Below are 12,050 nucleotides of genomic sequence, written 5' to 3'. Positions count from 1 at the left end.
CTTCGCGCGCGGGGGCGTCAACTAGCGCCATGACCTACGCATCCGTCGCCGCGGGGGGCGCGCTTGGCGCGCTGCTCCGCTTTCTCGTGGTCCGCTGGAGCGGGCGGGCCTTCGGCATGGACTTTCCCTGGGGGACCGCGATCGTCAACGTCGCGGGCAGCGTGCTGATGGGCGTGCTGGCCGTCGCGCTGATGGAGCGCGCCCCCGGCGCCTGGCAACGCTTCGCCCCCTTCGCGATGACGGGCGTGCTGGGCGGCTTCACCACCTTCTCGGCCTTCTCGCTCGACGCCGCCTTCCTGATCGAGCGCGGGCGCTTCGGCGCGGCGGCGGCCTACATGGCCGGATCGGTCGGGCTGGCGCTGCTGGGGCTGGTGCTGGGCATGGCGGGCGCGCGCGCGCTTCTGGGCGCGGCGTCATGAGCGGCGTCCAGCACCTGACCGTCGCTCCCGACGAGGCCGACCAGCGGCTCGACCGCTGGCTGCGGCGGCGCTTTCCCCATCTTGGCCAGGGCCGCATCGAGAAGATGCTGCGCAAGGGCGAGCTGCGGGTGGATGGCGGGCGGGCCAAGGCCTCGACGCGGCTCGAGGCGGGGCAGGTGGTGCGCGTGCCGCCGCTGCCCGAGCCCGACCCGCAGGCCGCCGCGCCGCGCCGCGCCGACCCGCGCCCGGTTTCGGCCGAGGATGCGCGCATGATCCAGGCGCGCGTGATCTATCGCGACGAGCATGTCCTGGCCATCGACAAGCCGGCGGGTCTGCCCGTGCAGGGCGGCTCGGGCCAGAGCCGGCACCTCGACGCGCTGTCCGAGGCGCTGCGCTTCGGCGCGGACGAGCCGCCGCGCCTGGTCCACCGCCTGGACAAGGACACCTCGGGCGTGCTGCTCATGGCGCGCACCGCCCGCGCCGCGCGCGCCCTGGCCAAGGGGTTCCACGGCCGCCGCACGCGCAAGATCTACTGGGCCGCCGTGGCCGGCGTGCCAAGCCCGCGCGCCGGCACGATCAGCTACGGGCTGGTCAAGGCCGGCGGCCGCGGCCCCGGCGGCGAGGGCGAGAAGATGCGCTGCATCCACCCCGACCAGGTCGCCGGCACGCCTGGCGCGAAGCCCGCCGTGACCGATTTCGCCGTCATCGAGGCCGCCGGGCGCCGCGCCGCCTGGGTCGCGCTGGCGCCGGTGACCGGGCGCACCCATCAGCTGCGCGCGCACATGGCCCAGATCGGCCATCCCATCGTGGGCGACGGCAAGTATGGCGGCTCGGGCCAGACCAACGAGGGCGACGGCTGGGGCGCGCAGCTGGGCGGCGCGGTCAGCCGCAAGCTGCACCTTCACGCGCGCAGCCTGACCTTCCGCCACCCGGCGCAAGAGCGCCTCATCACCCTGACCGCGCCCTTGCCCGAGCACATGGCCCGCACCTGGGAGCTGTTCGGCTGGCGCCCCGAAGACGCCCCCGCCGACCCGTTCGAGGAGCTGGGCTGAGCGCTTGCGGGCGGCGGCGCGCGCAGCTATCCATTTCATTCGCAAACCTGACGGAGTTCGCCGTGACAGCCCCCCTGCGACTGGCCGTGTTCGACGTGGACGGCACGTTGATGGACAGTCAGGAATTCATCATCGAGGCCATGCGCCGCGGCTTCGCCGCAGCCGGCCTGGCCGCGCCCGAGGATTCGCGCATCCTGTCCATCGTCGGCCTGTCGCTGGTCGAGGCCGTGAGCGCGCTGGCGCCCGATCTGCCCCCGGCCGAGGCCGAGCGCGTGGCCGCGCTTTACAAGCGCAGCTTCATCGACCTGCGCGCCGAAAAGGGGGGCGAGGCCTCGGCCCCGCTTTACCCCGGCGCGCGCGAGGCGCTCGAGCGGCTGGCCGCACGCGACGAGGTGTTCCTGGGCGTGGCCACCGGCAAGGCGCGGCGCGGGCTCGATCACGCGCTGCGGGCTCATGGGCTTGGGCATTTCTTCCACACCACCCACACCGCGGACGAGCACCCCTCCAAGCCGCATCCTGACATGCTGCTCGGCGCCATGCGCCGCACCGGCGTCGCCGCCGAGGCGGCGGTGATGATCGGCGACACCACCTTCGACGTGGCCATGGCGCGCGCCGCCGGCATGTCGGCGATCGGCGTCGCCTGGGGCTATCACGACGCCGAAAGCCTGCGCCAGGCGGGCGCGGCGGCGGTGATCGACCGTTTCGAGGATCTGGACGACGCGCTTCACGCGCTGTGGCAAGCCCGGGGAGCGACCGCATGAGCATGTTGCGCAAACGGTTCTGGAAAGAGGCCCGCGCCGTGCGCCGCCCCGAGGGCTGGGCGGTCGAGCTGGACGGGCGGCCCGTGCGCACGCCCGGCGGCGCGCTTCTGGCCGCGCCGACCGCGGCGCTGGGCCGGGCCATCGCCGCCGAATGGGACGCTCAGGGCGAAGAGCTGCGTCCCGGGACCATGCCGCTGACCCGCTCGGCCAACAGCGCCATCGACCGCGTCGCCGCCCATCGCGAAGAGACGGCGCGCATGATCGCCGAATTCGGCGGGTCCGACCTGCTGTGCTACCGGGCCGAGCACCCGCGCGAGCTGGTCGCGCGCCAGGCCGCGGGCTGGGATCCGCTGCTTGAATGGGCGCGCGCGCGCTACGGCGCGCCGCTGGTCCTGGGGCAGGGCGTGATGCATGTGGCCCAGCCGCCGGCCTCTCTGGCTGCGCTTCGGGCGGCGGTGGCGGCGCTCGATCCGTTCCGCATGGTGGCGATGCACGAGCTGACGACCATCACCGGCTCGCTGATCCTGGCGCTGGCGGTGCTCGAGGGGCGGCTGAGCGCCGACGAGGCCTGGGCGCTTTCGCGCATCGACGAAGAGCATCAGGCCGAGCTGTGGGGCCGCGACGCCGAGGCCGAGGCCGCCGCCGCCCGGCGCAAGTCCGATCTGGACGCCGCCGCGCGCCTGCTGGCGCTGATGGACGACACGAAAGAGGAAGAGCCGCAATGACCGACGCGCCCGACATCCCCAGCCGCGAGACGATCGCCTCGATGTCGGGGCTCGAGTTCATGCGCGCCATTCTCGACGGGCGCCTTCCGCCGGCCCCGATCGCGCAGGTTCTGGGCTATGCGCTGCACGAGGTCGAAGAGGGCCGCGTGGTCTTTCGCGGCAAGGCGCCGGCGCAGGCCTACAACCCCATCGGCTCGGTGCATGGCGGCTGGTTCGGCACGCTGCTCGACAGCTGCATGGCCTGCGCGGTGCAGACCCTGCTGCCCGCCGGGCGCGGCTACACCACGCTGGAATACAAGATCAACATCGTGCGCCCGGTCTTCGCCGACACCGGGCCGATCCTGGCGGTGGGCGAGGCGCAGCATGTGGGCCGGCGCTCGGGCGTGGCGGTGGGGCGCATGATCGGCGAGCAGGACGGCAAGCTTTACGCCACCGGCTCGACCACCTGTCTGGTCTTCGATTTCTGAACGGGGGATGCGATGAAGCTGCTGCGATGGGGCCCGCGCGGGGCCGAGAAGCCGGGTCTTCTGGACGCCGAGGGCCAGGTGCGCGACCTGTCGGCCCATGTCTCGGACCTGGCGGGCGACGCGGTGTCGCTGCGCGCGCTCGACCGGCTGCGCGCGCTGCGGCCCGAGGATCTGCCCGTGGTCGAGGCCGAGCGCCTTGGCGCGTGCCTTGCATGGGTTCCGAACTTTCACTGCGTGGGGCTCAACTATGCCCGCCACGCCGCCGAGGCGGGCGCCCAGCCGCCGGCCGAGCCGGTGCTGTTCTCGAAGGCGACCACGGCGCTGGCCGGACCGTTCGACCCGATCGTGATCCCCAAGGGCAGCGTCAAGACCGACTGGGAGGTCGAGCTGGGCGTGGTGATCGGCGCCGAGGTCGAGCATGTCTCCGAGGCCGAGGCGCTGTCCTGCGTGGCGGGGTATTGCGTGGTCAACGACCTGTCCGAGCGCGCCTGGCAGCTCGAGGGCACGGGGCAGTGGAGCAAGGGCAAGTCCGCTCCCGGCTTCGGCCCGATCGGCCCCTGGCTGGTGACGGCGGACGAGGTTCCCGACCCGCAGGACCTGCCCCTGTGGCTGGATCTGAACGGCGAGACGCAGCAGCTTTCGAGCACCGCCGACATGATCTTCTCGGTGGCCGAGATCATCAGCTACATGAGCCGCCACATGCGTCTGCGCCCGGGCGACATCATCGCCACCGGCACGCCCGAGGGCGTGGGCATGGGCCAGACGCCGCAGCGTTTCCTGCGCCCGGGCGACGTGCTGGAGCTGGGCGTGACCGGGCTGGGCGATCAGCGCCAGACGGCGCTGGCCTGGCCGGGCTGAGCGGGGGCGGGGGATGGCGGCGCTGCGCCTGACGATCCGCGGGCGGGTGCAGGGCGTGGGCTACCGCGCCTGGGCCGCCGGGCGCGGGCGGGCGCTGGGGCTGCGCGGCTGGGTGCGCAATCTGCCCGACGGCGCGGTCGAGGCCGTGGCCGCCGGCGACCCCGAAGCGCTGCGCGCCTTCGCCGAGGCGTGCCGCGCGGGCCCGCCGGCCGCGCGCGTCGATTCAGTCGCGTCCGAGGAGGCGGACGAATCGCTGGCGGGAGACGCGCCCTTCCACGCCCGCTTCTGAGATTCGCACATGATTCGCCGCCCGTGCGGCGGCCCTTCCGGCTGCGCGCCGGGGCTGCGGCGCGGGCGTGAACATCGCCCTTCGGTTGTTCCGCGCCGCATCGGCGGGCGCCCCCGGCGGGGCGGCGAAATGCCCGCGCCGGGCCGCCGCCCAATGGCTTGGCGGCATGAAGCGTCAGCATTCATGACCCAATACGCCGCCGCGCTTGCGACGCGCCGCTCGGCGCCCGGGCGGATGGCGCCTTCAGGCGAGGTTCAGCTTGCCGGGCGCTCATAATGTTTCCTGCGAAACCATCGGCGGCGCCATATCCTTAAGGCGCGCGCCGCAGGGCCTGAGCCCGGCCGCGCAAAGATGGCGGGAATGGGGCGAATGCGCGGCGGCGGCAAGGAAGGAAGGTCGCCTTTGCTTACCTTCGCCCCGCGCCCGGCTCCGCAGGCTTGCGGGCCTGCGCGGGCGGGGCGCACTTGACGGGCGTTGAAGGGCCTGTTCATTGTCCGTGATGGGCCAAGGGAGGTCCTGGCCGATCTACGGTCCGGAGGCGCCGCGCGGCGCCTGCCCCCAAACGAACTCCGCGGACCCCAAGCCGCGGTCGACAGAGAGGTGTCACATGAAACATTCGCTGATTCTCGGCGCGGTCGCAGCCATCGGCCTTGCCGCCGGCGCGGCCTCGGCCAACACGCTCGAGGACGTCAAGGCCAAGGGCCATCTGCAGTGCGGCGTCGCCACCGGCGTTCCCGGCTTCGCCTTCACCGACGCCGACGGCGAGTGGCAGGGCTTCGACGTCGCGGTCTGCCGCGCCGTGGCCGCCGCGATCTTCGGCGATCCGAAGGCGGTCAAGTTCACCCCGACCACCGGCAAGACCCGCTTCACCGCGCTCGCCTCGGGCGAGGTGGACATGCTGGCGCGCAACACCACCTGGACCTTCTCGCGCGACACGGATCTGGGCTTCGACTTCGTGGGCGTGAACTACTACGACGGCCAGGGCTTCATGGTCCGCAAGGATCTGGGCGTGACCTCGGCCAAGGAGCTTGACGGCGCCACGGTCTGCATCCAGACCGGCACCACCACCGAGCTCAACCTGGCGGACTTCTTCCGCGTCAACGGCATGAGCTACGAGCCGGTGCCGATCGAGACCAACGCCGAGGCGCGTCAGAAGTATCTGGCCGGCGCCTGCGACGTCTACACCACCGACGCCTCGGGCCTGGCGGCCACGCGCTCGACCTTCGAGGATCCGAAGGCGCATGTGATCCTGCCCGAGATCATCTCGAAAGAGCCCCTCGGCCCGCTGGTGCGCCATGGCGACAACGAGTGGGGCGACCTGGTGCGCTGGACGCTCAACGCGCTGATCATCGCCGAGGAGAAGGGCATCACCGCCGCCAACGTCGAAGAGATGGCGAAGGGCACCAACGATCCCGAGATCAACCGCCTGCTGGGCGCCGAGGGCGAGTATGGCAAGATGATCGGTCTGGGCAAGGACTGGGCCGTGAACGCCATCAAGGCCGGCGGCAACTATGGCGAGATCTTCGACCGCTACATCGGCGAGGACACCCCGGTGGGCCTGGCGCGCGGCCTGAACGCGCAGTGGACCCAGGGCGGGCTGCTTTACGCGCCGCCGTTCCGCTGATCCGAACCAGCCGGGCGGGGCGCGCGCCGTCCCGCCCGGATCTTTTGCCGACCGCCGACCGAGGCCCGCCCGCGCGCCGCATCGATCCGCGCGCCCTGGGGCCGGCGGCGCTTACCCCCCACGACAGGTTGAGGGAGCGGGCTGCATGACCGCCGTCACTGACCCTTCGCAGGGAGGATTCCGCATCGGGATGCTCCTGTCGGACACGCGCTATCGCGGCGCGACGATCCAGACGATCGCCCTGATCGCGTTCCTGACCGCCGGCTACTGGCTGGTGGACAACGTCATCAGCAATCTGGCGGCGCTGGGAAAGGACTTCAGCTTCCGGTTCATGACCGAGCCGGCGGGCTATGACATCAACCAGCGGCTCATCGAATACACCTCGCGCTCCAGCCATGCGACCGCCGCGGTGGTGGGCATTCTGAACACGCTGCTGGTGGCGGTGCTGGGCTGCGCCCTGGCCACCGTGATCGGCGTCGTCGCGGGCGTGCTGCGGTTGTCGAACAACTGGATCGTGGCCAAGCTGATGACCGTCTATGTCGAGACGGTCCGAAACATCCCGGTGCTTATCCAGATCCTGCTTCTGGCCGCCGTGTTCGACGAGTTCCTGCCCCATCCCAAGCAGGCGGGCACGCTGTCGCTTTTCGGCCTGGTCGACACGGGCGTCGTGGCCACGAACCGCGGCTTCTACGTGCCCGGCCCGGTCTTTCACGACGGGTCGGCCTGGGTGGTGGGCGCGCTGATCGTCGGGATCCTGCTGTCGATCGGCTATGCGCGCCATGCGCGCCGGGTGCAGCAGGACACGGGCGAGATCCTGCCCGTCCTGCCGGTGCGGCTCGGGCTGATCGTGGGGCTGCCGCTGGTCGTGATGCTGGTCCTGTCGGCCGTGGGCGCGCCGCCGATCACCATGGAATCGCCGGTTCTGAAGGGGTTCAACTTCCAGGGCGGCATCTACATGCGCAACTCGCTGGTCGCGCTGTGGCTGGCGCTGTCGATCTACACCGGCGCCTTCATCGCCGAGAACGTGCGCGCGGGCATCCTGTCGGTGCCCAAGGGGCAGACCGAGGCCGCCTACGCGCTGGGTCTGCGGCCGCGGCGCACCATGCAGCTGGTGATCCTGCCGCAGGCGATGCGCGTGATCATTCCGCCGCTGATCTCGCAATATCTGAACCTGACCAAGAACTCGTCGCTGGCCATCGCCGTGGGCTACATGGACGCCACGGGCACGCTGGGGGGCATCACGCTCAACCAGACGGGCAAGGAGATGGAAACGCTGATGCTGCTCATGGTGTTCTACCTGAGCATCTCGCTGACCATCTCGATGGTGATGAACCTGTATAACGAGCAGGTGAAGCTGGTCGAGCGCACCTCGGCGACGGGCTTCGCGCCGTCGCTGGGCCATCTGCTCAACAACGTCACGGGCCCGTGGCGCAACCTGACCAAGGGCGACGCGCAGCACCAGCCGCTTTACGGCGTGGCGGGCTGGCTGAACCTGGTCGTGCTGCTTTACGGCGCGATTTGGCTTGCGCTGCTGGTCTACCTGTTCCTGATGGACACGCCCGCCCAGCGCGAGCCCTATTTCCTGTGGCCGACCTCGCGGCAGATCGTCTTCCTGGCGCTGACGGCCTCGACCATGTCCGCCTTCCTGACGATCGTGTTCAAGCACTTCCGCGCCATCGACTTCGCCGCGCTGACCCTGGTCCTGTGGGTGGCGGCAAGCCTGCTCGGCGTCGATCTGGACGGGCTTGCGGCCGACCTGCCCGACGGCGTGGTCACCTATGGCGGCTTCGCGGCGCAGGTGGCGGCCATCGCCTATCTGCTGTTCGGAAAGCGGCCGAACCTGACCTATCTCAACCGCGTCAAGGAGGCCGGGTGATGTCCAACGCCAAGTCCGTCGCCTTCGTCGCCACGAAGATGATCCCGCCCTCGCCGCCGCCCTCGGGCAGCGTCGGGCCGATCCACTGGGCGCGCGAGCATCTGTTCCCGACGCCGCTCAACGCCCTGCTGACGCTCGTCTCGATCGCCTTCGTGCTGTGGCTGACGCCCGAGATCATCCGCTGGGCCTTCATCGACGCCGTGTGGAAGGCCGGATCTCTGGCCGAGTGCCGCGAGATCGCGCGCGCCGCGGGCGTCGAGGGGTCGTTCGCCTGCTGGGCCGTGATCAACGAGCGCTTCAACCAGTTCATGTTCGGCTTCTACCCGTCCGAGCTCTACTGGCGCCCGATCCTGGCCTTCGCGCTGCTGCTGGTCGCGCTGGCGCCGGTCCTGTTCGCGCATCTGCCGCGCAAGATGCTGGTCTTCTCGGCCGTGTATCCCTTCCTGGCCTACTGGCTGATCTGGGGAGACAGCCTGTGGGCGCCGCTCTCGGCCATGGCGGGCTTCGCGGTGGCCTATGCGGCGTTCCGCGCGCTGAGCGGCGGCGTCGTGCAGCTGGGGCTGGCGGCCGCGGCGGCGGCGGCGGGGCTGGCGGCCGTGCTGTGGTGGCTGTTCGCCGCCTCGTCGGCGGCCGAGGCGATGCAGGCCGTTCTGCCGCTGTCGATCGAGCATGTGGAAAGCGCCAAGCTGGGCGGCTTCCTGCTGGCGCTGATCCTGGGCGTTTCGGGCATCGCCATGTCGCTGCCGCTGGGCATCCTGCTGGCGCTGGGGCGCAAGTCGGATCTGCCGGTGCTCAAGGGCATCTGCGTCGCCTTCATCGAGTTCATCCGCGGCGTGCCGCTCATCACGCTGCTGTTCGTGGCCTCGACGCTGCTCAACTACTTCCTGCCGCCGGGCACCAGCTTCGACCTGATCCTGCGCGTGGTCATCATGGTGACGCTGTTCGCCGCGGCCTACATGGCCGAGGTGATCCGCGGCGGCCTGGCGGCGCTGCCGCAGGGGCAGTACGAGGCGGCGGCGGCGCTGGGGCTGGATTACTGGAAGTCCATGCGGCTGGTGATCCTGCCGCAGGCGCTCAAGATCTCGATCCCCGGCATCGTCAACACCTTCATCGGCCTGTTCAAGGACACGACGCTGGTGTCGGTCATCGGTCTGCTCGACCCGGTGGGCATCATCGCGCCCATGCGCGCGGACTCGAACTGGAACGGCATAGTGTGGGAGTTCTACGGCTTCGTGGCGCTCTTCTTCTTCATCTTCTGCTTCGGCATGTCCCGCTACTCGATGTATCTCGAGGGCAAGCTGAAGACCGACCATCGTTGAGGACCGAACCCATGACCAACACCGCCATCGACACCTCGAACATGGTCGTCTCGGACGAGGTGGCCGTCGAGATCGTGAACATGAACAAGTGGTACGGCGAGTTCCACGTTCTGCGCGACATCAACCTGACCGTGAACCGGGGCGAGCGGATCGTCATCTGCGGCCCCTCGGGTTCGGGCAAGTCCACGCTGATCCGCTGCATCAACCGGCTCGAGGAGCATCAGAAGGGCAAGATCGTGGTGGACGGCATCGAGCTGACCTCGGATCTGAAGAACATCGACAAGATCCGCTCCGAGGTCGGGATGGTGTTCCAGCACTTCAACCTGTTCCCGCATCTGACGATCCTCGAGAACTGCACCCTGGCGCCGATCTGGGTGCGCAAGACCCCGCGCCGCGAGGCCGAGGAGATCGCCATGCATTTCCTCGAGAAGGTCAAGATCCCCGACCAGGCGCACAAGTATCCCGGCCAGCTGTCGGGCGGCCAGCAGCAGCGCGTGGCCATCGCGCGGGCGCTGTGCATGAAGCCGCGGATCATGCTGTTCGACGAGCCGACCTCGGCGCTCGACCCCGAGATGATCAAGGAGGTGCTCGACACCATGATCGAGCTGGCGCAGGAGGGCATGACCATGCTGTGCGTCACGCACGAGATGGGCTTCGCCCGCCAGGTGGCTAACCGGGTCATCTTCATGGACCAGGGCCAGATCGTCGAGCAGAACGAACCCGAGGAGTTCTTCCTCAACCCGCAGAGCGAGCGCACCAAGCTGTTCCTGAGCCAGATCCTGGGGCACTGAAGCGCCGGTTTCGCAAGGATGCGCCCCGCCGCCCTCGGGCGGCGGGGCGCTGCGTTTCGCGCGGCGTCCCTGGCGCGCGACTCGGGGCGGGGCGCCTGGCCTTGGGCGCGGGCGCCCTCGGGCCGGAGACGCCTTCCGGGCGTGCGCGCCGATTCCCGCTCGCGTCATGGCTGCGTCCGGGTCCGGTTTTCCGCGCCCCGCCGTTAATTCTGGTCGCATTCCCGTTAACTCAGACAGGAATTTGCACTAAAATCGTTTCATGTTTTCTTGATTGGCGATCCGCTCGCCGCGTTCGTGGCTTGCCGCTGTTCCCGCGTTTCATCCTCGGGTATTCGCCAATGGAGTTTCCAATGACCTTTTCCACCGTTTCGCGCATGGGCGCGCTGTTCGCCGCCGACATCGTCTTCATGGCCCTGCTGGCCGCCGCGATCCATCTGATGCTCTGAAGCCGGGCGCGCGCCCTCGGGCGCGCTTGCGCGCAAGGGCCCCATCCTCTATGACCTGCGCCGACGACAGGGCGCAGGGGGGCCTTTGCGAACATGCCCAGGCTTGTGATGAAATTCGGCGGCACGTCGGTCGCCGATCTGGACCGGATCCGCAACGCCGCGCGCAAGGTCAAGCGCGAGGTCGAGAAGGGCTACGAGGTCGCGGTCGTGGTCTCGGCCATGGCCGGCAAGACCAACGAGCTGGTCGGGCTGGTGCGCAAGGCCGCCGCGACCGAGGGCGAGGGCGAAAGCAGCTTCTACGACGCGCGCGAATACGACGCCGTCGTCGCCAGCGGCGAGCAGGTGACCGCCGGCCTCATGTCCATCGTCCTGCAGGAGATGGGCGTGCCCGCGCGCTCGTGGCAGGGCTGGCAGGTGCCGATCCTGACCAACGCCTCGCACGGCGCCGCCCGCATCGAGGAAATCCGCACCGAAGCGCTCGAGCGCAAGTTCGCCGAGGGCCTGCACGCCGTCGTCGCGGGGTTCCAGGGGCTTGGCCCCGACGGGCGCATCACCACGCTGGGCCGCGGCGGCTCGGACACCTCGGCCGTGGCGCTGGCCGCGGCGCTGGGCGCCGAGCGGTGCGACATCTACACCGACGTGGACGGCGTCTACACCACCGACCCCCGCATCACCAAGAAGGCGCGCAAGCTCGAGCGCATCGCCTATGAAGAGATGCTCGAGCTGGCCAGTCTGGGCGCCAAGGTCCTGCAGACCCGTTCGGTCGAGCTGGCCATGCGCTACAAGGTGCGGCTTCAGGTGCTGAGCAGTTTCTCGGACGAGCCGGGCACGCTCGTTTGCGACGAGGAGGAGATCATGGAATCCAGGGCCGTCAGCGGCATCGCCTATGTGCGCGACGAGGCGAAGCTGACCCTCATCTCGGTGGCCGACCGCCCCGGCGTGGCCGCCGCCATCTTCGGTCCGCTGGCCGAGGCGGGGGTGAACGTGGACATGATCGTCCAGAACATCTCGGAGGAGGGGCGCACCGACATGACCTTCTCCTGCTCGGTGGACGACGTGCCCAAGGCCATGAAGGCGCTGCAGGAGGCCCGCGCCAGGGGCGCCATCAACTACCGCGACCTGGTGGCCGACACCGAGGTCTCGAAGGTCTCGGTGGTGGGCATCGGCATGCGCTCGCATGCCGGCGTGGCCGCGCGCATGTTCAAGGCGCTGGCCGATGAGGGCGTGAACATCAAGGTCATCACCACCTCCGAGATCAAGGTCTCGGTGCTGGTGGACCGCAAATACATGGAGCTTGCCGTGCAGGCCCTGCACGACGCCTTCGATCTGGACAAGACCGCCGACCGGCTGGAAGGCTGACCGACGCATCCAGGCAGGAGGGCCAGGTGCCCGACGACGACGCGCCGACATCGCAGCACGATCC

At 69.9% G+C, this 12,050-nt stretch carries 11 protein-coding genes and 1 pseudogene; all 12 read left to right on the top strand.

Annotation, left to right across the window (positions count from 1 at the left end; all coding sequences use genetic code 11):
- Nucleotides 1–29 precede the first annotated feature (29 nt).
- The 12 genes and pseudogenes from crcB (at nt 30) to BMW67_RS11920 (ending at nt 11,986) form a co-directional block, all read left to right on the top strand.
- The gene (gene crcB / locus BMW67_RS11975; protein WP_072747773.1) at nt 30–419 is read left to right on the top strand and encodes a fluoride efflux transporter CrcB; all 390 of its coding nucleotides are present in this window, start codon (nt 30–32) and stop codon (nt 417–419) included.
- Nucleotides 416–1,471: an RluA family pseudouridine synthase gene (locus BMW67_RS11970; protein WP_072747772.1), complete on the top strand. Its 1,056-nt coding sequence runs from the start codon at nt 416–418 to the stop codon at nt 1,469–1,471. Before crcB ends, BMW67_RS11970 begins: the two co-directional genes overlap by 4 nt.
- 62 nt (nt 1,472–1,533) lie before the next feature.
- Nucleotides 1,534–2,232 (top strand): HAD-IA family hydrolase, encoded by a 699-nt coding sequence (locus BMW67_RS11965; protein WP_072747771.1) that lies wholly within the window; start codon nt 1,534–1,536, stop codon nt 2,230–2,232.
- A complete protein-coding gene (locus BMW67_RS11960) occupies nt 2,229–2,957 on the top strand; it encodes an ATP12 family chaperone protein (RefSeq protein WP_072747770.1) in 729 nt (242 codons plus the stop codon). The genes BMW67_RS11965 and BMW67_RS11960 overlap by 4 nt, the downstream gene beginning before the upstream one ends.
- A complete protein-coding gene (locus BMW67_RS11955) occupies nt 2,954–3,424 on the top strand; it encodes a PaaI family thioesterase (RefSeq protein ID WP_072747769.1) in 471 nt (156 codons plus the stop codon). The genes BMW67_RS11960 and BMW67_RS11955 overlap by 4 nt, the downstream gene beginning before the upstream one ends.
- A gap of 12 nt (nt 3,425–3,436) precedes the next feature.
- Nucleotides 3,437–4,282 (top strand): fumarylacetoacetate hydrolase family protein, encoded by an 846-nt coding sequence (locus BMW67_RS11950; RefSeq protein WP_072747768.1) that lies wholly within the window; start codon nt 3,437–3,439, stop codon nt 4,280–4,282.
- A 13-nt stretch (nt 4,283–4,295) separates the two neighbouring features.
- The gene (locus BMW67_RS11945; RefSeq protein ID WP_072747767.1) at nt 4,296–4,571 is read left to right on the top strand and encodes an acylphosphatase; all 276 of its coding nucleotides are present in this window, start codon (nt 4,296–4,298) and stop codon (nt 4,569–4,571) included.
- A gap of 607 nt (nt 4,572–5,178) precedes the next feature.
- Nucleotides 5,179–6,195, top strand: a complete 1,017-nt coding sequence (locus BMW67_RS11940) for an amino acid ABC transporter substrate-binding protein (RefSeq protein WP_072747766.1) — start codon at nt 5,179–5,181, stop codon at nt 6,193–6,195.
- Nucleotides 6,196–6,340: 145 nt separating this feature from the next.
- Nucleotides 6,341–7,561, top strand: a pseudogene (locus tag BMW67_RS11935) (amino acid ABC transporter permease); the annotation flags it as partial.
- A 509-nt stretch (nt 7,562–8,070) separates the two neighbouring features.
- Nucleotides 8,071–9,390 (top strand): amino acid ABC transporter permease, encoded by a 1,320-nt coding sequence (locus tag BMW67_RS11930; protein WP_072747764.1) that lies wholly within the window; start codon nt 8,071–8,073, stop codon nt 9,388–9,390.
- An 11-nt stretch (nt 9,391–9,401) separates the two neighbouring features.
- Nucleotides 9,402–10,181, top strand: coding sequence for an amino acid ABC transporter ATP-binding protein (locus tag BMW67_RS11925; RefSeq protein WP_072747763.1), 780 nt, complete (start codon nt 9,402–9,404; stop codon nt 10,179–10,181).
- 539 nt (nt 10,182–10,720) lie between these two features.
- Complete coding sequence (locus BMW67_RS11920) at nt 10,721–11,986, top strand: aspartate kinase (protein WP_072747762.1); 1,266 nt, start codon at nt 10,721–10,723, stop codon at nt 11,984–11,986.
- Nucleotides 11,987–12,050: the final 64 nt, after the last annotated feature.

The organism is Oceanicella actignis, assembly GCF_900111545.1.
Lineage (GTDB): Bacteria > Pseudomonadota > Alphaproteobacteria > Rhodobacterales > Rhodobacteraceae > Oceanicella > Oceanicella actignis.
This window is presented reverse-complemented; position numbering and strand designations above follow the sequence as displayed.

Coding starts and splice junctions, on each gene's coding strand:
- crcB (WP_072747773.1), top strand. CDS start 30: ATGACCTACGCATCCGTCGCCGCGGGGGGCGCGCTTGGCGCGCTGCTC.
- BMW67_RS11970 (WP_072747772.1), top strand. CDS start 416: ATGAGCGGCGTCCAGCACCTGACCGTCGCTCCCGACGAGGCCGACCAG.
- BMW67_RS11960 (WP_072747770.1), top strand. CDS start 2,229: ATGAGCATGTTGCGCAAACGGTTCTGGAAAGAGGCCCGCGCCGTGCGC.
- BMW67_RS11955 (WP_072747769.1), top strand. CDS start 2,954: ATGACCGACGCGCCCGACATCCCCAGCCGCGAGACGATCGCCTCGATG.
- BMW67_RS11950 (WP_072747768.1), top strand. CDS start 3,437: ATGAAGCTGCTGCGATGGGGCCCGCGCGGGGCCGAGAAGCCGGGTCTT.
- BMW67_RS11945 (WP_072747767.1), top strand. CDS start 4,296: ATGGCGGCGCTGCGCCTGACGATCCGCGGGCGGGTGCAGGGCGTGGGC.
- BMW67_RS11940 (WP_072747766.1), top strand. CDS start 5,179: ATGAAACATTCGCTGATTCTCGGCGCGGTCGCAGCCATCGGCCTTGCC.
- BMW67_RS11930 (WP_072747764.1), top strand. CDS start 8,071: ATGTCCAACGCCAAGTCCGTCGCCTTCGTCGCCACGAAGATGATCCCG.
- BMW67_RS11925 (WP_072747763.1), top strand. CDS start 9,402: ATGACCAACACCGCCATCGACACCTCGAACATGGTCGTCTCGGACGAG.
- BMW67_RS11920 (WP_072747762.1), top strand. CDS start 10,721: ATGCCCAGGCTTGTGATGAAATTCGGCGGCACGTCGGTCGCCGATCTG.